The organism is Kamptonema formosum PCC 6407 (assembly GCF_000332155.1).
Lineage (GTDB): Bacteria > Cyanobacteriota > Cyanobacteriia > Cyanobacteriales > Microcoleaceae > Kamptonema > Kamptonema formosum.
This window is the reverse complement of the sequence record NZ_KB235904.1, coordinates 825698-846605: the sequence shown is the minus strand read 5'-3', so window position 1 is coordinate 846605 and position 20908 is coordinate 825698. Positions and strand designations below refer to the sequence as shown.

Here is a 20908-nt window from a genome sequence, read left to right as displayed (position 1 = left end):
AATTTAAAGCCATGTCTAAACATCAATTACCATCTTGGCTTCCGCAACTTGGTTCTCAAGTCTGGATTCTAGCATTCGGTCGCTTTTTATCCCACACTGGCACTGGTTTTACCTTATTTTATGCTCCCATATTTTTTGTCAATCAACTTGGTTTATCTGCTACTGCTGTCGGTTTAGGTTTAGGTAGCGCTCAAGTTTCTGGAATTTTGGGCCGCATTTTGGGCGGTTCGTTGTCAGATTCTCCTGTTTGGGGCCGCCGTCGCACCTTGTTAATGTCAGCAATTATTTCGGCTGTAGCTTCTTTTATGTTGGCAACTGCCAAGGATTTTACCGGGCTAGTTTTAGGTAATGTTTTAATGGGTTTGGGAGTTGGTTTATATTGGCCTGCAACTGAAGCTGCAATCGCCGATTTAACAGAGGGAGAAGAACGCAGAGAAGCTTTTGCCTTAACACGATTGGCTGATAATTTAGGCTTACAAGTAGGAATTATTTTAGGAGGATTATTAATTACTTTAACTGGCGCTTATTGGGCGCTATTTGTAATTGATGGCATTTCATTTCTGATATTTTTTGTATTAGTTTACTTTACAATTTCTGAAACCTACAAACCCAAGATTTCAGCTTTACCAGCGGGGACAGATAAAATTCAAAATGGCTGGAAAATTGCCTTACAGGATCGGAGTCTCCTAGTTTATGTCTTAGTAAATATTCTCTTCACTCTTTATATCTCCCAAACCCAAAGTACAATCCCTCTTTATCTTAGCAATTTTATCCCCGCAGCCGCATCAGGAAAAGGTTTTTCCCCCGGTACACTGACGGCATTATTTACTTGGCACACAATTTTACTTGTCAGTTGCCAATTGCCAATTGCCCGCGCTTTTAAGCGTTTTAGTCACACTAGATCCCTAGTAATTTCGGCTCTTTTATGGGGTATAGGATTTATCCTGATTGGGATGACGGGAATTGCTCATAGTGGTAACATTTTCTTTGCAATTTTAGGCTTAGGTATTTTGTCAATTGCTATTGTTAGTTATACTCCTGCGGCTTCTTCGATTGTAGCTGATTTAGCCCCCGAATCTTTGCGCGGTGTTTATTTATCAATTAATTCCCAGTGTTGGGCAATTGGTTATTTAATCGGGCCACCTTTAGGCGGTTGGGCTTTAGATCAAGGGAAATTAATCGGAGATAATTTTTGGTTGGGTATAGCTTTAAGTGTGGGAGTTGCTATCTTGATTTTACAGCAACTTGAGCAAATGTTGAAAAAGTAACCATCCCTGAGTATAAATGCTTGTCCATTTAGGTTAAACCAGTCGCACCAACGAGATTATCGTGTATCCTTATAGAAGGAGTACAATGCTTATACCTCCTTATACTCCCATAGAACATAAAAACCTTCTTTCTTTATTGAGCCGCCGACCTATGACAGTTATTACAGAAAATTCAATTAGAGCATTGCTATCGAGCAGTGAAGAGGTGATGCTGCGTGAACTGACCTTAATCAAAAATTCCTTAGAAATACTATTCTCCTCTGAACAAGCGCGGATTCCTAAAGAAGAATCATTTAACGATCTGTTAAAAATTGTTGAAGTATCAGAACGGATTAGAAAAGCAAAATCTCTAGGTCAAAAAAACGAGATTTATTACTATGAATATAGACAAATTTTCAACGAAATCAAAGCAAAATATAGTGATCTTTTAGCACCTGATTTATTCAAAGAAATTGAAGAACATGAAAAATATATGGAGGGATTGAGGGAATTAATCATAGTTCTGGGTCTTATGATAATTGGGTTTGAAGAAGAAATAGATAAAGTACACCAATATGGATCGATATACACAGGTATGGTGGGACTATCAGAGCTTCTAGAAAAATATATTCTCTACTTCCCAAAAGACTTAATAGAGTACCTTAAAAATATAGCATTGTCATTTTTGAACGATCCCAACCTAAAACCTGATAAAGCTAATCAGAATGAATCAGTTTTTTCATATTTAGTGGGATTAAAAAACACTGCCAGAGCAGTATTATGGCAAATCGAAGAAAACCTAACAAAAAATGAAAAATCTTGTCCGATGGGCTCTCCTTCTGATACAATCTTTACTCGTGAAATGCAAATTCAGAAAAACCAACCTGCAATGGATTGGGCAAAATCACGACTTGAGCAAATAGAAAGTATTAAAAAAGCAAAAGGATGGACATTGTAAAGTGATTGTAATTCTGGACTCTGGTATTCTTGCTTTGCTGGTTACACCTATTGATGATAATTTGTCTGAAGATGAGAAGTTGGGCACGGAGATTTATCGATGCACACAATGGTTTGAACGCTTATTATCGAAAGGCGCTTATGTAACTGCTTCTGATATCTGTGATTATGAAGTTAGACGCGAATTTATTCGTATTAAAAGCTACAGCGTTCAAGAGTTAGACAAACTAAGAGACTTAATTGAATTTCAAGAAGTAACTTTTACTGTGCTAGCAAAAGCTGGCAAACTATGGGCTGAAGCAAGAGATATGAGTCAACCTAATAAAGTTAGGGAAAACATTGATATAGATTGTATTATCTCTGCTCAATGGTCTATCCTACAAGAGGAATATCCTGGTCGTAAAGTTATTATTGCTACTAAAAATATTAAAGATTTTCAAAGAGTTACCGATTGTGCCCTTTGGCAAGACATCACTTATTGATATTAATTTAAGTTAGGTGTTAAAACAGCTCTCTTTTCAATTATTCTACGATCGTAATTAAGGAACTAACAACCAACAACTAACAACCAACAACGAACAACTAACCATCACTTTCGTCGTTGCTCCAACTTCCGATAAACCGCTCTCAAATCAACCTGATGGTAAGCCAAAGCCACCAAAGTGTGATAGAATAGATCGGCGACTTCAGAAGCTATCCCATCCTTATCATCATCCTTACAAGCCATCACCACCTCCACCGACTCCTCGCCAATTTTCTTAAGAATCTTATTATCGCCACCTTCAAATAGCTTGCAGGTGTAAGATGTTTCTATCGGACGATCGCGGCGATCGCAAATCACCTCAAACAACTGAGACAGCGCATCCGCAGGCGGCGCGACAACCTCGCCATCCACCCGATGAAAACAACTCCTTTCCCCCGTGTGGCAAGCAATATCTCCCACCTGTTCCACCGTAAACAGCAAAGCATCGCTATCGCAGTCATAACGCACAGACTTAATATTCTGAACGTGACTTGAAGTCGCCCCCTTATGCCATAACTCCCCACGAGAACGACTCCAAAACCAAGTTTGCCCAGTTTCCAGAGTTTTTTGTAGCGATTCCCGACTCATCCATGCCATCATCAGCACCGTACCATCAAGATAATCTTGAACGATCGCAGGCACTAAACCCTGCTCGTTATAGCGAATTTTCTCAACCGGGATAGATTGGCTTAAAGCAGCGAAATCGGGAGCAGACATAATTTGAGGCTTCAAAAGTGAGGGCTGACTTTCTACAATATCATCTACCTTCCCCCTTCACTCCCCCGGAATACTCCTTCGAGGTTGAAAGCGTACCCGCCTGACCTAAAGTAGCAAAAAGTAAAGCTAGGGATTGTCAGCGATTGGCTTCTACGAGAAGATCGACTAATATAGTTTTTCTCTCATCCATTCTCACGCCTGTCTTCAAGCCTGTATTTAAGCATTCTAGCAACAAGAAACTTTCATTAAGGAGAAAACATTGGTTTCCACAACCTTGAAAACTACCAAATCCGAAGAAATTTTTGCCGCCGCCCAGAAATTAATGCCCGGAGGCGTTAGTTCCCCAGTACGCGCCTTCAAATCAGTAGGCGGACAACCCATCGTCTTTGATAAAGTCAAAGGAGCCTATATCTGGGATGTCGATGGCAACCAATACATCGACTACGTAGGTACTTGGGGCCCCGCCATCTGCGGCCACGCCCACCCCGAAGTCATCAACGCCCTACGCGACTCCCTAGAAAAAGGCACCAGTTTCGGAGCTCCCTGTGCTTTGGAAAACGTGCTAGCGGAAATGGTAATTGATGCCGTTCCCAGCATTGAAATGGTGCGTTTTGTCAACTCTGGGACAGAAGCTTGCATGGCCGTTTCCCGCCTAATGAGAGCTTTTACCGGACGCGATAAAATCATTAAATTTGAAGGTTGCTATCACGGCCACGCCGATATGTTCTTGGTGAAAGCCGGTTCTGGCGTAGCCACCCTGGGTTTACCCGACTCCCCTGGCGTGCCCAAATCAGTCACGAGCAACACTCTCAATGCTCCTTATAATGACTTGGAAGCTGTTAAGGCACTTTTTGCCGCAAATCCCGGTGAGATAGCAGGGGTAATTTTAGAACCAGTTGTCGGTAATGCCGGATTTATTGTACCGGATGCCGGCTTTTTGGAAGGCTTGCGAGAGATTACTAAGGAAAACAAAGCACTGTTAGTATTTGACGAAGTGATGACCGGTTTTCGCATTGCTTACGGCGGAGCTCAGCAAAAATTCGGCGTTACTCCCGACTTGACAACTTTAGGTAAAATCATCGGTGGCGGTTTACCAGTGGGTGCTTACGGTGGTCGTAAGGACATTATGGCAATGGTCGCTCCTTCCGGGCCGATGTATCAAGCGGGAACGCTTTCGGGTAATCCTTTGGCAATGACTGCTGGGATTAAGACTTTGGAATTGCTGCAAAAACCAGGGACTTACGAGCAGTTAGATAAGGTGACAAAAAAGTTGTCAGAAGGATTGCTGAAAATTGCTAAGGAAACTGGTATTGCTGCTTGCGGCGGCCAAATTAGCGGAATGTTTGGCTTATTTTTTACTGGCGGCCCAGTTCACAATTATGAAGATGCTAAAAAGTCTGATTTGAGTAAATTTAGCCGTTTTCATCGCGGAATGTTAGAGCGAGGAATTTATCTTGCTCCTTCGCAATTTGAGGCTGGATTTACTTCTGTTGCTCACTCCGATGAGGATATTGACCGGACTTTGGCGGCGGCCCGTGAAGTGATGGCAAGTTTGTAATTACTCTGTCTAACCCCCCTTAAAAAGTAGGGCTGTTTCATTCTGCCCAAAAAATCGTTTGACCTCTCCCCCAACCCCTCGACCGCATGGAGAGGGGAGAAGAATTCTTAATATTAAATCTCTGTGAGTTTAATAGTATTAATTACTCCCCTTTCCCAATAGCAAATTTATTCCTTTTCCCTCTCCTAAAAGGAGAGGGCAGGGAGAGGTGGTTCGGGGGTTAGGTAGGGTATAGCCTAGATATGATACTGGCAAAATAGGAGATAAGGTAAACTTTTGTAACAATTTTCCGATTTGGCGTAAAAACAGCATTTTCACCCTGACAGACCTACAGATAGATAAATAGTTGCGTAGTAAGGTCAGGAGAAGTGCATCATGCCTAATAATCTAGGTTTAGTCAGTGGTAGCAAAACATATACAGGACAAGTAGGGACAGCCTACCCTGACACCCTCAACTTCAGCGTCAACCAGACAGGAAACTTCAAAGCTATCCTTGACGGCTTAACTGGTAATGCCGATTTGCAACTTCAAAGTAGCAATGGTACTGTACTTCGCAGTTCATCTTTAACGGGGACAATTCCAGAGGAAATAAATTTCAGCGATTTAGGTGCGGGGGAGTATTCTCTACTGGTAATCTCAGCAGAGGATAACATTAATTATAGTCTGAGCCTGATATTAGAGGAAGTTGCCAGCAGTGAGAAAGCCATCGTAGACCCTCTCACAGGTAGTGATTACGAACCGTCAACAAAAATTATATCAAACAATTCTTCAGAAACATCGACTGATTCTCCAGATTTAATTACAGGTGATGCTGTGGAGAATCAAGATACAATATCGCCAAGTAATACTCTGACAGGAACAACAGACGAAACTAATTCTACTGAGGAATTTACTGAGACAGATTCCGAATTAGGGATAACATCAGAGACTGAAAAAAACTTGGGAGAAAGCTTAGCTACTCCAGAAGAATCCTCAAATATATTAACAACTCCAGAAACAGAAAGCACTTCTGAACAATCAATTATTTCAGAAAGTGAAACCGCAGATGATTTAGCCGAAGTTTCTACCACAGATTCCCATGAATCAACTAACCCAGATGAATTAGAAATTACTTCAGAGACAACTAACTCGGATGACTTAGAAATCACTTCAGAAACCACTAACTCGGATGACTCAGTAATCACTTCAGAAACAACTCACTCCCAAGAAACCACTATCAGCACTTCTGTTGATGATGCAATAACAAATAACGCTGAAAGTACAGAGATTGGCAATGGGGAAATTAATCAGAAAGAGACTATAGACCCACTTACAGGGGAAACAATAGCTTTAGAAATTGGTTCGGAAATTGAGGAGGAGATAATATCCAATCAAGTAACTAACTCCGTAGAACCGAATGAGACAAATAGCAATGATTTGACAGAAAGTGTTGCCAAGGAAAACCCCGAAGAGAGTTCCAGTAATTCTACGAATAATGATTCGAGTGCAACGATAAGTCCACCCGATGAAAACCAAGATGTATTAGTCGAAGAAGAGACAATAATCTGGGAGGGTGACAAAGAGTGCTAGGAGTCAGAGCGTATCAGGGTTGCAGCTCGTATGCCCTGCTGATAGAATCGACGTTTATTTCTAGTTAACTTGCGTTTACTCTTGAACTTCTAAGTCGTAGCGATCGAGATAATTCACCTATTTTTCTCCATCCTGACCGCTCCCAAATATACTCCTTCTATAGTATTTTTGACGCGGGTCTTTCTGGCGAGATACATATTTTTGCAGATGCTTTTTCTGAATCTCAGTCCCTTGAAATATACTTGAAGTGTATGCGATCGCCATCAACAAAATTATTTTAATGAATCGCTCTCCCCTTAAGCCACTCCCTTCTAAATTATATCCTCCTGTTTTGCAATCTCGAAACATCTCTTCTATTCCCATCCGTTTTTTATAAGCCGCGATCGCCACTGGCAATGAGCCCAAATCTGTCAAAATAAACCAGGCCTCTTTTACTTGGATTCCCCCATAGTCGCGTTTCCATTTACAGGCGATATCAAATCCTATTACGGGTCGGGTTTTTCTGACCCTTACTCCCTGAAAGTATAACGCAGTTCCTGGTACTATTTTTAATTGCTCTAAGCGTTGCCAGATTAAGCTTTCTGTTTCTATACAATGATTCTTTTTCAGCCTTAAACAAAAAGACACACCCTTTGTCTTGAGCCAGTTTCCCAAATCTACTGAACAAAATTCACGATCTCCTAAAACGATAACTTTATAGTTTTTAAGTAAGGGTAAAACTTCTTGTAGAGCGAGGGTTTGTTCTTGCAGGTTACTGTTTCCTAACTTGGGTAACAAGCACCAGTATAATGGAATGGCCCTTTTCCGCCAGATTAGGGCGATCGTAAACAGATTGATGCAGCCCCATTGGCTGCGATCAATAGCAATTGATAAAGTTTGTCCGACCGAGCAATAAGTTGTTAACCAATAAGCAATCAAAGGGAACCAGATATCCGCGAGCGCTAATTGAGGCAAGTCCAGAAATCTTTGTAGCTTGCGACGGCGACTTTCCGTTGTAATTGGATAGGGAAATATCCGTGCGAGTCTCTCTAATCTCACCTGTTTCTCGGATTGTAGCAGATTCAGTAAGATTGTTAGCAGAACAAACTGAGCCTGTGTGAGTTGTTTTTGTAAGTGGGTCTGATAAAATGAAGGTAACATTATGTTTTTGGATAGGTAAGCGTGTAACAAAAAAGCTACCTATCTTTTTTTAGCATAAGTGGGCTAAATCTTTACTCCACCTTGCTTTCAGGCACATTGTCACCCCCCCAGGACAATAATAGAAACTCCATTAGCCGAAAATAGCATAATCACCGCTCCAACAGAAACGGCTACAGGGGATAATTTAACCACAGAAAGACCTGTTGAAAATCCCTCTAATATAAGCGATGGCAGTACGGAGGAAACTTCCGCAGTTAACGGCAGCGAAGAAGAGCAAAAAGCTGAAGATGAAGCAGAATTTTACACTGATGAAACACAACAAGAAGTGGCGTTGGTGAATTGGGGTATGATGATTTGAGAGTGCGATCGCCAAAAAATAACACTTCACAAAACGCAGAGCTTATGCAATGTCCTGAATGTCAGTCAACTCATGTTAATAAAAATGGTCATAAAAAAGGTAAACAGAATTATATTTGTGTCGGTTGTGGCAGACAATTTATAGATGGCTATCAACCTCATAAAGGTTATTCTGAAGATGTGAAACGTGAATGTCTCAAAATGTATGTCAATTTCAACCAGGTATTCTAGGATGGGTTTTAGGCGACCATAGTGCCAGAACCTTTGAACCACTATGGGAGATTGTTAATAAATGGAAATGCCATTTTTATGTGACAGATGGATGGAAAGTTTACCCTAAGTTTATTCCCGATGGAGATCAGATTATATAAAGCTTCTGCGATCGCCAATTCGACTTGTTCATCCAAATGAAACTGGATCTTTTCCAAGATTCTGTCCTCTTAATTTCTGCTGCACCTTGGAAGGAATTTTGGCTTGCAATTCTTGCACAAAAGCTTCACTTTCTTGCATTTGTTGTCGAATTTCCTCAAGATTATCGTGGTAATAAGCCAAAGCTGCATACACATCCGCTAAAGCGATTGTAGGATACCGCGACACAATTTCATCAGGGGACATTCCCATCTGTTCGTGCCAGACTACAACATCTTGAACTCTAATTCGATGTCCAGCAATGCGCGGTTTACCGCCGCACACTCCGGGAGTAATTTCAATATGCTCTGCAATGACTACTGGTGTCATAGAATTTCCTCAAGATTCAATTTGGCATCTATATTAGTTTATCCCAAATCATCTCTAAGCGTAGGCTTGCGCCAGCCGAAGGCATCGCCCTTTACCCAAACAAATAGAAACCGGGTTTTTCAGATCGCATGAGCCTATACACCAATATCTTGTGCAAAAACCCGGTTTCTCACTCCACGCGATCGCCCTTGTCGGATAAAAAGAGCGATCCGGCTCGCTGGCTTCGCCTAAGCTTTTTACCTCTCTTTTTCCACCTAAGAAACCTGCTTTAATCGCTTAAGACGTTGTTCTCTAATATTACGTTCTAACATTTCAATTACCTCTTGTAACTCCAAACCTGCTAACTCCATATCCTGACAAGCACGATGCGCCTTCGTCAGAGTCTGCTTTACCTGTTCGGGATCGGGCAAAAAAGGTGCTTCATTCATAATAAATTCCAATCAGCTTTAATTTCTTGTGTACTACGTTCCAAAGCCGGAACCCGGTCTGAGATAATCACAATCCTATCATCCAACAATCTTAACAGATCGGGAGTAGCCCTTGGTTGTGATTCTGCAATCCGTATTTGTAAGATAGACAGTTGAGAAAATCGTTCTTTCGCTTGCTCGGCAATTTCAGTCAGTTGATCCAATACACCTAAAGTCCTCTCCGTTTCTCCAAAACGCTCCAATAAGTCTAACTCAGTAGCCTTAGCTTCATCCACAATATCTAATAGTCGTTGTTTCAAGTCCCAAATAATCGCTCGACGTTCTGGGGGTAATTTGACCATATAAAAATAAGTCAGTGATTTTTCCTATTTAACTTCATTTTAAGTCTAAAAACTAGCATTCCTATAAGGTTCTTAATCCTCTTAAGAGGACTTTAGCTATTAGACAGGAGTCTCAACCTCTGTCGCACTCTTAACAAGATTCTCTTCCCACTTACGAGGTGTACTAGCGCGACGAATATTACGCCAAATTTGAGTGGCCGCCAAAGTACCATCAGCAACAGCAATTGACACCTGATTTAATCCCTTTTTCAAATCACCAAGGGCAAAAATTCGACTGTGGCTAGTTTGCGCCATCTCATTAGTAACTAAATTCTCACCATCCCACTCTAACCCCTCAATTCCCTTTAAATAATGGTTATGGTAAACCGAACCCATACTAATTAAACCAGTCGTCGCCTCAACTACCGTACCATCTTTTAATTCCACACCGCTCATTTGATGTTTTTCACCCAAAAAACGAGCAATTGGTGACTCATATAAAGGATATCCATGATCCGCAAGCTTCTCTCTCATTGTATCGCTAACCTCACATAAACCATGAGTTAGCACCGAAATATAAGGAGTAAACCAATTCAACACAAACGCTGCATTGATTTGAGATTCGGAATTAACAATCAAAACTGCTTTCCGATCCCACATATCAAAACCATCACAAATCATGCAGACGTGAAGTGTATAACCTGCATAATTATAGAGATTCTGCATATCCTCAACTTCAGGTAAATTATCCATTATCCCCGATGCGGCGATTAGATATTTACTCCGAAATACAGGATAAATACTATCTTTTTTTCCTACCTTTACCCGTACCGCTAATGTCTCTCCTTCATCGGTTACTTCTTCTACATAACCTCGAAGATGATCTGCGCCCCAGTCTAACGCTTGCTTAGTTCCATGATTCAATATATCTCTACCGGGTGTATGAGGATCTAGCCCTAAATAATTACGCAAATCCTGCATCCAAAGGGATCGCCCTTTCCCTTTTTCTATTACTAAACATTTGAGCCCGTAGCGACCTAAATAGATTGCTGCGGATAATCCACCCATACCACCGCCAACAATAATGGCATCGTAAACAGTATTAAGAGAAGCCTCAAGATTTTTACTAGATAGTTTCATAATTACAGCAACTACGTCCAGAATTGAAGGTTGATAGTTATGAGGTGACTGTCTACTGTGTTTGCTCGCTTTGACACTAATAGTAATAGTGATGGGATTTTCGACAATTTCTAGTAACTGTCTTCCTAACGATAGTTAGTAAATTGCAGCGCTACCGGATAATCTTCCTCCTTCAAGCGCTGAATAATCAATTGCAACTCATCTTTAGACTTAGCAGAAACCCGCACTGAATCTCCTTGAATTGAAGATTGAACTTTTTTAAATTCGTCGCGGATTAACTTATTAATTTGTTTGGCAATTTCCTGGGCAATTCCTTTTTTCAGCTTAATCTCTTGTCGCACCCGACTACCGCTAGCAGATTCTACTTTGCCATAATCAAAAATTTTCAGGGAAAGGTTTCTTTTAGCTGCCTTTGTTTGCAAAATAGTATGAATAGCATCGAGAGTGAATTCACTATCTGTATTCACATTAATCGACTCTTCCTTCAATTCTAAAGTCGTTTTCGTATCTTTTAAATCATAGCGACTTTGGATTTCGCGCACGGTTTGGTCAACAGCATTTACTAATTCTTGTCTGTCGAAGTCGCTGACAATATCAAATGAATATGTAGAAGCCATAAATCCTAATTGTTAGTGTTGGTTGTTAGTTGTTAGTTGTTAGTTGTTAGCTGTTAGTTTCATTTTTCTAATCACCACTAACCACTAACTACTAACCACTAACCATTAACAGTTATCAAACTGAGAACAAATAAAGTACCAGTACAAAAAGAACCGATACCAAACATTAGCGATCGCGCCAGCGGTACATTCAGAATATAGAAAACTGAAAATAATAGCCGCGTTATCACAAAAATCAGCGCCGCCCAACCAGCCTCATCGGAATTTTGACCAGTCGTATAAGCCATGAAAGCCGCAGCCGCAAACACTACAAACGTCTCAAACGAATTTTGATGAGCCCAAGTTGCTCGCTGAGCATAAGCAGGCAACTTATCAAACATAGCGCGGGGTGCCTTTAAATCGTAGCCTACTTGCAAACGCCCATAGGCTACGACTAAATAAGGTACGTAAACTAACGCAGCCGCCGCTGCAATAGAATCGAGCAGAATTGTCGAAACAGGTAATTGCACGATCGCGATTGGCTTTGTATTTTAATCAAAATAGAACAGAGTAACTACTTTGCGCTGATCTTCAGCATCCCGGCAAGTTTGCAATAGGGTATGACTTTCGTGAAACGCAAAACAGATGAGCTGTTGACAACGAGATACAATCTCTTGATTGCACAACGCACTTGCTTCCCCTAGAGACAAAGCATCATTTTTGGGATTTTCTACCAAGTGTATTACTTGATCGAGTTGTTCCCTAGACTCTCTAGGCTGGCGACTCAGACTTTGAGGCAAAATCACTGTCAGCAGGTTTGGATCGGCCCGCATGGCCCCCCGAATAGCTGCTGAATTTGTGCCTGTAGCCCCGGAGGTAATTAGTTGATTGCCTCCTAGAACCAGGGCATAGCTCAGCATCTCAATTAGTTGCTGATGGGTAATAGGAACGTGACGAGATCCTAATAATGCAATCCGTTTTGAGCCGGTTTGCTGGATCGCGACGAGTTCTTGTAAAAAATCATCTACCTTGGGTAGTTCAATTGATTGACTCAAAGATTGTATCAAGTTAAATATAACAACCTTGTAGATTTTAGCAGGTCTGGCAACTTTTGAACTTTTAATCTAGAGAGGGGGAGCAGAGGGGCAGGGGAGATGGGGAGCGGGGGAGCAGAGGGGCAGGGGGCGGGGGAGATGGGGAGCGGGACAGGGGGAAAATCTTCGTCTTTCCTGTTCCATCTTCCCCATTTTCCCAATCCTCCTCATCCTCCCCATCTCCCCCATCTCCCCCATCTCCCCCATCTCCCCCATCTCCCCCATCTCCCCCATCTCCCCCATCTCCCGCCCCCCGCTCCTCTGCCCCCTTGCGCTTACACTTGACCTAAAGATGCTATCAGTCGGTCAATGTCAAAATGCTCTGCCATTAACTGAGTGATGCACTCTACCTTAATCGGTTCGTGCAGGCGCACACTGCCAAAGGCTCTGTCGATAATTTCCACTGTGGTCAGGGTATCCAAATCAACGGACAAAACGGGAATTTCCACCTCTTCTGCCCGGCTGAGAACCAGGGGAGAAGGGGGGAGCTGGCCGGTCAAAATCAAGCACTGGGTCGAGCTTTCCAAGGCTGCTAGCTGAATGTCCGTGCGATCGCCTCCCGTAACTACTGCCATATTTCTCGCTTTGCGGAAATATTTTAGAGCGGAACTGACGTTCATCGCGCCAATAGAAAGACATTCCACCATCAAGTCCAAACGGTCGGAACGACAAAGTACGTCGGCTTTCAACTGCCGCACCAGTTCGTTAACGCTGACACTATGGAGCAAAGCACTTCTGGGAAGTATTCCCAATACAGGAATGCCTTGGCCTTCCAAAAATGGTCGCACCATTCCTGTAACTACTTCTAGCTGTTCAGAGGGAACATCGTTAACTACAATGCCAACTAAGCGATCGCCTAAGCGCCGTTTAGCCGAGAGTAGAGCATCGACAAATTGGGAAATTGGCCTTACCACCAGCAGCACAGAGGCATCAACTGTCTCAGCCACTTGAGGTATCGATAAGTCAAATAGACTACCCTCTTCCAAATTACCTGGCCCCTCTAACAGCACCAAGCCAGGGGCTTGCGCTTGCGCGTGGCGAGCTAGAGACTGGCGATAATCAGTTCGATCTTCGCCCCGTAGCCGTTTGTGAATCGTAACCTCGTCCAGCGACAGCAGAGTTGGCTGCAACTGGCTTTCTGAAAGCTTCAACGTCTGGGCCACGAATCGCACATCTTCGTCTGCCCCATCAGCGCGATCGTCGCGGAAATAAGTTGCTAGGAGTTTGCCATAGCCGATAGCTTGTCCTTTTGCTTGGAACTGACAAGCCATTCCCAACGCGATCGCAGACTTACCGCTATAAGCTTCAGTCGATCCAATCAGCAAATAATTGGCGGATTTCGCCACGCCCTCACTCCTCAATTTCGACCTGTAAATTTGGACAAATTCATTTTTCTACCGAAATTCGCAACTAACAGCCAGATTTCGCCCTATAATCACGCACAAAGTTTGACAATTGCACGGATAGAGCCTTCTAACAATTGTTTTGGTGGCTAGTTTGAATTTCTTGTTTTTAGACAAGAATTACATATTTGACACTCTCACCCCGCTTAGGCTTCGCCGTGAGCTCTGCCGAACTGGATGGGATTCTTGAGGGCTAGGCGAACCTAACACACAATGGCGTAAGCCTTAAAGCCTTTAGACACTTGCTCGAATTCGAGGTTGTGCTTACTTATTGTTTGTGGTTGGTGGTAGGCATTTGCTTCCCAAGCTCCAATTTATGATACACCACTTTGATTGAGGGGGGGCATAGAGAAGGATAAATCATTAAAGAACGGGGAGGCTGGGGAGGAGAGAGAGAGGGAGATAGCGAGGATCGGGGAGAGAGAAAAATTTACTTGGTTAGGATTTACTTTTGAGGATTTAAGCAGGCTTGTGCAGTAACGCAGATCGGAAAAATGGTTTATTGACGGTTTTTGTACGCGGCATTACAGATATTTTTGCGTAATTTCTGACCTTGTAAAGCTGTAGCAAAAGTAAAAGATTGCTTCACTGCGTTTGTAATTACAAAAATTACCTTTTGCGTAAGTTCAGAAAAACTTAGGACTTACGTATGGGACTCCAGAAACCGGGTTTTTTACGAAAATACTTCGCCCGCACCCACAGATTCTCTAAAAAACCCGGTTTCTTTGGTGGGGTGCGTAAATCCTAGATATCAAAACTTCGCTAGGTTGCGATCGCAATATAGCAATCTCCCCGATCTCCCCGATCTCCCCCATCCTCACTCATCTCCTAATCCAACTTAATCATCAAGGCGCATCAGCTTGCGGTAAAATCCTTTAGAAAAATCCACTGTACGAGTGCGCTGAAAAGTCAGCAGTACATCAATTAAGAAATTGACAAACTCCGAACTTTGCAGAGTGACTTCATAACTAAGCTCGGCATTGCCATCAAACAGTACGCGGCAGCGAGTCAAGTCAATTGGCAGTGAGGAGACATTCCAACTAGCAACAAAGGGAATATCCTCGCCCCCATCAATTTTCCGCGCTCCTTCTAAACTTTTGAGCTTGTAGAGGCTAATAGCTAAAGGTAAAAATCTGCGCCTCGTTTCCTGGCAGAAGGGCGCGTAGACTTTGGCCTCTTTCTCATCGGCTGGCTTCAGTTGAGGAATAGACATAATCAGGATCTCCAGAGAATTAATCTCAATTTGGATGGGAAACTCCACAACCCAACTATACTAGGGATTCGCAGGCTAAACTTGCCAACAACCAGTAGAGCTAAAAGCCTACAAACTGATAAAGTGAATACTTGTCCCTAAAAATCTGAACCTATTGGTGGTTGAATCTTGTTACCTATGCAGGAGAGTTCTTGGCCAGACAGCGATTCCATAAGCGAACTTAGCTTAGATATCCCTGAGTTAGCTCAGGAGGAACAGGGTATGGTAGATGATTGGCGGAGTCAGGGAATTTTCCCCTCTCCCGCCATCCCCCTCTCTTCATCTTCCAATGTTCCCTTTTCGCCTTCTTTCCCTCAAACCTTATACCGAGGGCGCAGGGGCAAAGCGGCTGTAGCTTTGACCATAATCTGGGGTGGTACGATTACTCTCCACTTAGTCTCTTGGGGCTCGTGGTTAGTTTGGGGTTTGACAGGCTTGTTATGGATTCACGCCTGTAGGGTTTTGTTTGCTAAGCCCCAATCTATACCGGAGCCTTTGAGTGCCGAGAGTGAGGAAGATCGGGAGAATTGGCCTTATGTCTCGCTGCTGGTAGCTGCTAAAAATGAGGAGGCGGTGATTAGCGATCTGGTCAAGACGATCTGCAATATAGACTATCCGACTAGCCGATATGAGCTCTGGGTGATTGACGATTACAGCACGGACAAAACTCCAGAGGTGTTGGAAAAGTTGGTTGAAGAGTACGCTCAGTTGCGTGTCTTTCGCCGAGGGTCAGATGCTAGTGGGGGTAAGTCGGGAGCGCTCAATCAAGTGTTACCGATGACTAAGGGGGAAATATTGGCGGTGTTTGATGCTGATGCGATCGTGACTTCGGATCTGCTGAGGCGGGTGTTGCCGATGTTTGAGCGATCGCAGGTGGGAGCGGTACAGGTGCGAAAAGCGATCGCGAATGCTCCCCTAAATTTTTGGACTCGCGGCCAAGAGTCGGAGATGGCTCTCGATAGTTTTTTCCAACAGCAGCGGACTGCTATAGGTGGGATTGGAGAATTGCGGGGTAATGGTCAGTTTGTCCGACGCAGTGCTCTGGAGGGCTGCGGGGGCTGGAATGAGGAGACTATTACTGATGATTTGGATTTAACAATTCGACTACATTTAGACAAGTGGGATATTGAATTTTTAGCTTTTCCGGCTGTGCTGGAAGAAGGTGTTACTAATGCTTTGGCTTTATGGCATCAACGGAACCGCTGGGCAGAAGGTGGCTATCAACGTTATCTGGATTACTGGCGATTGATTGTTCGCAACCGGATGGGAACTGGGAAAACTTGGGATTTATTTGGGTTTTGGGTAACGCAATATCTTTTACCTACTGTGGCGTTGCCTGATACTTTGATGTCGATTGTTCTGCGCCGCTTGCCGATAACTAGCCCTCTAACTGTGATGACGGTTACTCTATCTTTGGTAGGAATGTTTATAGGGCTGCGCCGTACTCGCAGGCAGACGAAATTTGCTGTTTCTAATGTTTTTGTTACTTTACTACAAACCCTGCGCGGTACGCTGTATATGTTGCACTGGTTGGTAGTTGTCGGCAGCGTGACGGCAAGGATTTCGGTACGACCGAAGCAGCTAAAATGGGTTAAAACTATTCATCAAGGTAGTGATACCCATTACCAATTATGAACACGGATTTTACCGATTACACGGATTACACGGATTAGTTAGAGTCACGCTCGTTTAGTCTGTGAAATCAGAGGAATCTGTAAAATCTGTGTATCCCAATTACCAATTACCAATTACCAATTACCAATTACCAATTACCAATTACCAATTACCAATAATGGATTTATTAGAATATCAAGCTAAAGCGTTATTTCGGGAGATGGCGATTCCTGTATTGCCATCGCAACGGATTGATTACCCAACAGACTTAAAGGGGCTAAAAATTCCCTATCCTGTTGTACTGAAGTCTCAGGTACGAGCAGGTGGTAGGGGCCGGGCGGGGGGCATCAAGTTTGTGGAAAATACGATTGATGCGGTGGCGGCGGCTCAGACAATTTTTAATTTGCCGATTATGGATGAGTACCCAGAAGTGCTGCTGGCTGAGGCAAAGTATGATGCTGACCAAGAATTATACCTGGCTGTGCTTTTAGATCCTGTTGCTCGTCGGCCGGTACTTCTGGGTTCTAAACAAGGTGGAATTAATGTAGAGGCGGCGATCGCTCAAATGCAGCAGGTGATTGTAGACCAAGATTTTTCGCCTTTCTATGCCAGACGCTTGACGCTCAAAATGGGATTGCAGGGAGGGCTGATTCAGTCGGTGAGCGCGATCGTGGAGAAGATGTACCAGTTGTTTGTTGAGAAAGATTTGGATTTGGTGGAAATTAATCCTCTGGGGATCAGCAGATCGGGTGAAGTGATGGCTCTAGATGGTAAAGTAACTGCTAATGATGAGGCTCTGGGACGGCATCTAGACTTGGCGGGATTGGTGGGTAAGAAACAGTTTGGGAGTAGGGGAAATATTGAGCGGGGGAGTGGGGCGAGAGCATCGGGGGAAGTTTCCCACTCCTCAGTCTCTGGGTTACGAAGATATGACTCGAATGTGGGGCGATCGCCTCTTGATGCTAACTCCAATCCGCAGCAGCCAATTTCCCATTCTCAACTAAATTTGGTGGAACTTGAAGGCAATATTGGGATTTTGTGCAATGGAATTGGTCTGACAATGGCTACGCTGGATGCTGTAACTCATGCTAAGGGAAAGCCAGCTAATTTCTTGAATTTAGGTTCCTTTGAGCGCTATGAACTGACAGATACGCTGCGAGAGCGGTTGGAAAGGGGTTTGGAGTTGGTGAGTCAGGATAAAAGCGTTAAGGTGGTACTGGTTAATATATTGGGCAGTGTGGCTGCTGGTGAGGAAATGACGTTGGCGATCGCGACCTATTTGGAACGAAAAGCCCGCGCTAACCGTAATCCGCAGATTGTACTGCGCTTAGTGGGCGATCAACTGGACACAACTAAAGAGCGTTTAGCGGGACTTTCACTGCAACTGGCAGAAAAGTTGGATGAGGCGGTAGCACAAGCTGTATCCTTGGCTAAGTAGTCACTGTTAACTTGTTAACTGTTAACTGTTAACTGTTAACTGTCAACTGTTATAGCAACCGCTTTCGTCGGTTAGGAAGTTCTGAATTCCTGAAACCATTGATTCTATAATTCCCTTCTTCCCCTAGCCCCTAGTCCCTAGCCCCTAGCCCCTTTTTTCCCCTAACCCCTAGCCCCTAAACTGTCAACTGGCATTCGCATGAATTTAACTCCACAGACCAAAGTCTTAGTGCAAGGGATTACAGAATCTCCCGCCTCAACTCAAGCTGCCTTGATGATGAAAGCCTACGGGACGAATGTAGTTGCGGGGGTGAGTCCGGGCCTGGGGGGGCAAGAGTTGCACGGAATTCCAGTTTTTGACCTTGTGGAACAAGCACTGTCTGCTTTTGGCAAGATTGACACTTCGGTAATTTTTGTACACCCTTATTCGGTGCTAGATGCGGCGTTAGAAGCGATCGCGGCTGGCATCCAACAGATCGTAATTGTCACAGAAGGCGTACCTCCCCTAGATATGGTGCGTTTAGTTAGAAAAGCAGAGGCAACGGAAACTCTGGTTGTCGGCCCAAATTGTCCGGGGATCATTGTGCCAGATAAGTTGTTGCTGGGCACGCATCCAAGTGAATTTTACACTCCAGGCCCGGTGGGACTAATTAGCCGTAGCAATACGCTAACTTATGAAATTGCCCTACAGCTTACTAATGCGAAGTTGGGACAGTCGATTGGGGTGAGTATTGGTAGCGATGTGATTGTTGGTTCGTCTTTTATGCAATGGCTGCAAATTTTAGATGAGGATGACAGTACGGATGCGATCGTGTTGGTAGGGGAAGTTGGTAGTGGGAGTGAAGAGGCGGCGGCTTCTTACATTGCTGAGGCGATCGATAAGCCTGTTATTGCTTACATTGCTGGTCGTTACGCGCCGAAGGGTCAACCTTTGGGTCATGCGGGTACTTTAATTAGTTCTCGTGCTGCTGTGCGGACAACAGAGGCAGGCACGGCGGAAAGTAAAATTGCGGCTTTTCAAGAGGCAAAAATACCTGTTGCTGAGCGAATTTCTCAGATTCCAGAATTGGTGAAAAAGGCTCTTAAGAAGAGTGGTTAATTGTTAGTTGTTAGTTGTTAGTTGTTAGTTGTGAATAACTTGTAAGGTGGGCGCTCGCCGCTTCCAGCTTATAACTCATAGCGATCGATGGTTGTCGGCGATCGCCCACCCTACGTTTAATTAATTACTGCTAGCGGGTAAAGAGGGACGAACTGCTAGCAGTGATTTAGAATTAGACTCACCAATTTTTCGCAACTGTCGGGTTAATTGCAGGCTCAAAAGTGCTAAAACGCTCCACTGACCGAGAATTGTCAGGAAAATGGCGGTTGTTGAGGCCTTTTGAATCGCGATCGCGGCCAATGGTGAAATCAGGAACCAATCAGGATTCTTCTCAAACGTAAAACCTAACGCTGCCATAGTTACCAGTGGTAAGATAATCACTGCACTAACTGCGGTAGCAGCCCAGATTTCTGGTTTGCGAGTTTTCATTAACAACGTGAGTTGCGCGATCGCAGCACAGATTAAAATCAAATTAGCAGTCAAGAAAAAAGTTAGGATAACTTGATTTTTTGAATATTGTTCCCAGGTGTTAAAAAGCGAATTATTTTGTTCAGGTAACAGCAACATCCAAGGTATCCAAATCGCAGCAGTAATAGCGATATTAATTGCGATCGCGACCAGTGCAGGACTTTTTTCACCTAAGATTAAATCCTGTACTGCAACTGGGAAAGCTGAAAAAATCGTTTTTATTCCTTTTTTCTCATTCTTCCTTTCTCCACGATACCGCGCCCAATCCTGTAAAGCTTGGCGATGAGGTAACAAAGCAGCAATTAAAATTAGAAAGTAACAAGGGAGCAAAAAGAACAAAAAGAACAAAAAGATATACTTTATACCTTCAATTAGGTAGGAGTCTGTTTGGATTACACCAAACCCTAACATCCAAAGATTGACACAAGTTACTAATAGATAACTTTGTGACTTACTGATGGTTGTAGCATTAGGATTGCGGAAGCGGCGGTTTAATAATTGCCAAATCCAGCAGGTTCCCAAACAGATACTTAGTAGGTAAAATAAACAAGCAATTCCTAAATTAGAACCGACTGGCAAATAATACCAGTTCAATGGTAAATTGATATCCCCTAGCACATCTCTATTTTCTGTTAATACAGCAATGAAGAAGTTAAGTAGTAGTAAGAGTGGATATGCCAATAGTAGGGATAAAATGGCTCCTGCCCAAGGTTGTGATGCTCCTAGCAGCGTGGATAAAAGTACCCCGCTGTAGAAGAAACTGCAAATAGCACCTACCATTAAATAAATTGTCAAAACAAAGCCAAAAGCCACACCTGCGCTAGTTGCAGTCCACAAATGTAGAGGTAATGCTAAGGCAATTGCGAAATAGAGCAAGACTGGAACTCCTAAAATTTTACCAATTAGAACGCTCTGACTTGGTTGCGGAGTCAATCGAATAAAATTGAGAGTGCCTCGGCGTTCTTCTTTCGCCATATCGCCGATGAGCATATAGGCACCACCTAAGACTAAGATAATTGGCAAAATCCAGTTGAGACTTTGGAATATATTGAACCATTCCTGGGAGTTAATTTCCCAAGAGTCAGTATCAGTATAAGATGGGGCTGAAATTATGGCTACTAGGAGAGACTGACATAGTATAGAGATAGAAGCTGCAATCGTGACATTGCGAAAATTAAATCTGCCTTTGAGTTCTCGAAATAGCTGAGGATTCCAGTTGCCGATTGTTTCAAGGGTTAATAGCATTGACAT

The 20908-nt window shown here is 43.3% G+C and carries 20 protein-coding genes and 1 pseudogene; 9 read left to right on the top strand and 12 right to left on the bottom strand.

The genetic code is table 11. From position 1 onward, the window contains the following. Nucleotides 1-11 precede the first annotated feature (11 nt). From OSCIL6407_RS0120685 to OSCIL6407_RS0120675, 3 genes are all read left to right on the top strand, one after another. Nucleotides 12-1268 (top strand): MDR family MFS transporter, encoded by a 1257-nt coding sequence (locus OSCIL6407_RS0120685; RefSeq protein ID WP_007357187.1) that lies wholly within the window; start codon nt 12-14, stop codon nt 1266-1268. Between the two features lie 151 nt (nt 1269-1419). Further along, nucleotides 1420-2205, top strand: coding sequence for a hypothetical protein (locus OSCIL6407_RS0120680; RefSeq protein ID WP_019487622.1), 786 nt, complete (start codon nt 1420-1422; stop codon nt 2203-2205). Nucleotide 2206: 1 nt separating this feature from the next. Next, the gene (locus tag OSCIL6407_RS0120675; RefSeq protein WP_007357185.1) at nt 2207-2686 is read left to right on the top strand and encodes a hypothetical protein; all 480 of its coding nucleotides are present in this window, start codon (nt 2207-2209) and stop codon (nt 2684-2686) included. Nucleotides 2687-2793: 107 nt separating this feature from the next. Here OSCIL6407_RS0120675 and hisIE read toward each other — a convergent pair whose 3' ends face one another. Next, nucleotides 2794-3444: a bifunctional phosphoribosyl-AMP cyclohydrolase/phosphoribosyl-ATP diphosphatase HisIE gene (gene hisIE / locus OSCIL6407_RS0120670; RefSeq protein ID WP_007357184.1), complete on the bottom strand. Its 651-nt coding sequence runs from the start codon at nt 3442-3444 to the stop codon at nt 2794-2796. Between the two features lie 259 nt (nt 3445-3703). Here hisIE and hemL point away from each other — a divergent pair, with 259 nt between their 5' ends. Then, on the top strand, nt 3704-5002 hold the full coding sequence (gene hemL / locus OSCIL6407_RS0120665) for a glutamate-1-semialdehyde 2,1-aminomutase (RefSeq protein WP_007357183.1): 1299 nt from the start codon (nt 3704-3706) through the stop codon (nt 5000-5002). A gap of 375 nt (nt 5003-5377) precedes the next feature. Beyond that, on the top strand, nt 5378-6571 hold the full coding sequence (locus tag OSCIL6407_RS0120660; RefSeq protein ID WP_007357181.1) for a PPC domain-containing protein: 1194 nt from the start codon (nt 5378-5380) through the stop codon (nt 6569-6571). A 117-nt stretch (nt 6572-6688) separates the two neighbouring features. On the opposite strand, the gene OSCIL6407_RS0120655 is transcribed toward OSCIL6407_RS0120660, so the two are convergent. Further along, nucleotides 6689-7711, bottom strand: coding sequence for an IS4 family transposase (locus OSCIL6407_RS0120655; protein WP_007357180.1), 1023 nt, complete (start codon nt 7709-7711; stop codon nt 6689-6691). 402 nt (nt 7712-8113) lie between these two features. On the opposite strand from OSCIL6407_RS0120655, the pseudogene OSCIL6407_RS33545 reads away from it, so the two are divergent. Further along, nucleotides 8114-8436, top strand: a pseudogene (locus OSCIL6407_RS33545) (IS1/IS1595 family N-terminal zinc-binding domain-containing protein); the annotation flags it as partial. Between the two features lie 31 nt (nt 8437-8467). Here the strand turns inward: OSCIL6407_RS33545 and OSCIL6407_RS0120645 are convergent. The 9 genes from OSCIL6407_RS0120645 to ebsA form a co-directional block, all read right to left on the bottom strand. Further along, nucleotides 8468-8806: a DUF433 domain-containing protein gene (locus tag OSCIL6407_RS0120645; protein ID WP_007357179.1), complete on the bottom strand. Its 339-nt coding sequence runs from the start codon at nt 8804-8806 to the stop codon at nt 8468-8470. Nucleotides 8807-9060: 254 nt separating this feature from the next. Continuing rightward, the gene (locus OSCIL6407_RS36330; protein ID WP_007357178.1) at nt 9061-9234 is read right to left on the bottom strand and encodes a hypothetical protein; all 174 of its coding nucleotides are present in this window, start codon (nt 9232-9234) and stop codon (nt 9061-9063) included. Next, the gene (locus OSCIL6407_RS0120635; RefSeq protein WP_007357177.1) at nt 9231-9575 is read right to left on the bottom strand and encodes a hypothetical protein; all 345 of its coding nucleotides are present in this window, start codon (nt 9573-9575) and stop codon (nt 9231-9233) included. Before OSCIL6407_RS0120635 ends, OSCIL6407_RS36330 begins: the two co-directional genes overlap by 4 nt. Nucleotides 9576-9674: 99 nt before the next feature. Further along, on the bottom strand, nt 9675-10694 hold the full coding sequence (locus OSCIL6407_RS0120630; RefSeq protein ID WP_019487620.1) for an NAD(P)/FAD-dependent oxidoreductase: 1020 nt from the start codon (nt 10692-10694) through the stop codon (nt 9675-9677). Nucleotides 10695-10819: 125 nt separating this feature from the next. Continuing rightward, nucleotides 10820-11311: a YajQ family cyclic di-GMP-binding protein gene (locus OSCIL6407_RS0120625; protein WP_007357176.1), complete on the bottom strand. Its 492-nt coding sequence runs from the start codon at nt 11309-11311 to the stop codon at nt 10820-10822. Between the two features lie 98 nt (nt 11312-11409). Further along, on the bottom strand, nt 11410-11820 hold the full coding sequence (locus OSCIL6407_RS0120620; protein ID WP_007357175.1) for an MAPEG family protein: 411 nt from the start codon (nt 11818-11820) through the stop codon (nt 11410-11412). A 21-nt stretch (nt 11821-11841) separates the two neighbouring features. After that, nucleotides 11842-12345 carry a hypothetical protein gene (locus OSCIL6407_RS0120615; RefSeq protein WP_007357174.1) on the bottom strand — a complete coding sequence of 168 codons (504 nt, stop codon included), beginning with the start codon at nt 12343-12345 and terminating at the stop codon, nt 11842-11844. Nucleotides 12346-12659: 314 nt separating this feature from the next. After that, nucleotides 12660-13730: a phosphotransacetylase family protein gene (locus OSCIL6407_RS0120605; protein ID WP_007357648.1), complete on the bottom strand. Its 1071-nt coding sequence runs from the start codon at nt 13728-13730 to the stop codon at nt 12660-12662. An 895-nt stretch (nt 13731-14625) separates the two neighbouring features. Beyond that, nucleotides 14626-15000 (bottom strand): type IV pilus biogenesis protein EbsA, encoded by a 375-nt coding sequence (gene ebsA, locus OSCIL6407_RS0120600; RefSeq protein WP_007357646.1) that lies wholly within the window; start codon nt 14998-15000, stop codon nt 14626-14628. Nucleotides 15001-15177: 177 nt separating this feature from the next. On the opposite strand from ebsA, the gene OSCIL6407_RS0120595 reads away from it, so the two are divergent. The 3 genes from OSCIL6407_RS0120595 (at nt 15178) to OSCIL6407_RS0120585 (ending at nt 19189) form a co-directional block, all read left to right on the top strand. Beyond that, nucleotides 15178-16674, top strand: coding sequence for a glycosyltransferase (locus OSCIL6407_RS0120595; protein ID WP_019487617.1), 1497 nt, complete (start codon nt 15178-15180; stop codon nt 16672-16674). Nucleotides 16675-16831: 157 nt separating this feature from the next. Beyond that, nucleotides 16832-18091, top strand: a complete 1260-nt coding sequence (locus OSCIL6407_RS0120590; RefSeq protein ID WP_007357643.1) for an ATP-grasp domain-containing protein — start codon at nt 16832-16834, stop codon at nt 18089-18091. Nucleotides 18092-18289: 198 nt separating this feature from the next. Continuing rightward, complete coding sequence (locus tag OSCIL6407_RS0120585; protein ID WP_007357642.1) at nt 18290-19189, top strand: succinate--CoA ligase subunit alpha; 900 nt, start codon at nt 18290-18292, stop codon at nt 19187-19189. A 120-nt stretch (nt 19190-19309) separates the two neighbouring features. Here OSCIL6407_RS0120585 and OSCIL6407_RS0120580 read toward each other — a convergent pair whose 3' ends face one another. Further along, nucleotides 19310-20902 (bottom strand): hypothetical protein, encoded by a 1593-nt coding sequence (locus OSCIL6407_RS0120580; protein ID WP_007357641.1) that lies wholly within the window; start codon nt 20900-20902, stop codon nt 19310-19312. Nucleotides 20903-20908 lie beyond the last annotated feature (6 nt).

Coding starts and splice junctions, on each gene's coding strand:
- OSCIL6407_RS0120580 (WP_007357641.1), bottom strand. CDS start 20,902: ATGCTATTAACCCTTGAAACAATCGGCAACTGGAATCCTCAGCTATTT.
- OSCIL6407_RS0120630 (WP_019487620.1), bottom strand. CDS start 10,694: ATGAAACTATCTAGTAAAAATCTTGAGGCTTCTCTTAATACTGTTTAC.
- ebsA (WP_007357646.1), bottom strand. CDS start 15,000: ATGTCTATTCCTCAACTGAAGCCAGCCGATGAGAAAGAGGCCAAAGTC.
- OSCIL6407_RS0120585 (WP_007357642.1), top strand. CDS start 18,290: ATGAATTTAACTCCACAGACCAAAGTCTTAGTGCAAGGGATTACAGAA.
- OSCIL6407_RS0120660 (WP_007357181.1), top strand. CDS start 5,378: ATGCCTAATAATCTAGGTTTAGTCAGTGGTAGCAAAACATATACAGGA.
- OSCIL6407_RS0120655 (WP_007357180.1), bottom strand. CDS start 7,711: ATGTTACCTTCATTTTATCAGACCCACTTACAAAAACAACTCACACAG.
- hisIE (WP_007357184.1), bottom strand. CDS start 3,444: ATGTCTGCTCCCGATTTCGCTGCTTTAAGCCAATCTATCCCGGTTGAG.
- OSCIL6407_RS0120595 (WP_019487617.1), top strand. CDS start 15,178: ATGCAGGAGAGTTCTTGGCCAGACAGCGATTCCATAAGCGAACTTAGC.
- OSCIL6407_RS0120645 (WP_007357179.1), bottom strand. CDS start 8,806: ATGACACCAGTAGTCATTGCAGAGCATATTGAAATTACTCCCGGAGTG.
- OSCIL6407_RS0120680 (WP_019487622.1), top strand. CDS start 1,420: ATGACAGTTATTACAGAAAATTCAATTAGAGCATTGCTATCGAGCAGT.
- OSCIL6407_RS0120625 (WP_007357176.1), bottom strand. CDS start 11,311: ATGGCTTCTACATATTCATTTGATATTGTCAGCGACTTCGACAGACAA.
- OSCIL6407_RS0120635 (WP_007357177.1), bottom strand. CDS start 9,575: ATGGTCAAATTACCCCCAGAACGTCGAGCGATTATTTGGGACTTGAAA.
- OSCIL6407_RS36330 (WP_007357178.1), bottom strand. CDS start 9,234: ATGAATGAAGCACCTTTTTTGCCCGATCCCGAACAGGTAAAGCAGACT.
- OSCIL6407_RS0120685 (WP_007357187.1), top strand. CDS start 12: ATGTCTAAACATCAATTACCATCTTGGCTTCCGCAACTTGGTTCTCAA.
- OSCIL6407_RS0120590 (WP_007357643.1), top strand. CDS start 16,832: ATGGATTTATTAGAATATCAAGCTAAAGCGTTATTTCGGGAGATGGCG.